This is a genomic window from Streptomyces rubellomurinus (genome assembly GCF_000961885.1).
GTDB classification, from domain to species: domain Bacteria; phylum Actinomycetota; class Actinomycetes; order Streptomycetales; family Streptomycetaceae; genus Kitasatospora; species Kitasatospora rubellomurina.
Genome location: NZ_JZKH01000408.1, coordinates 1 through 210 on the forward strand (window position 1 = coordinate 1; position 210 = coordinate 210).

At 58.1% G+C, this 210-nt stretch carries 1 rRNA gene; it reads right to left on the minus strand.

Annotation, left to right across the window (positions count from 1 at the left end):
• Window positions 1-97 (minus strand): 16S ribosomal RNA (locus VM95_RS38400); the annotation flags it as partial.
• Window positions 98-210: the final 113 nt, after the last annotated feature.

Sequence of the window (210 nt, forward strand, 5' to 3'; positions counted from 1 at the left end):
CGCCACTGATCCACCCCGAAGGGCTTCACCGTTCGACTTGCATGTGTTAAGCACGCCGCCAGCGTTCGTCCTGAGCCAGGATCAAACTCTCCGTGAATGCTTTCCACGAAAGAGCGGCACGGCAACCACCGGAATAGGGCGGCCCCGCGCACTGCGTCCTCGCTAGTGTTTATTTCAAAAGGAATCTCCAACCCCGATCAGACGATCGAG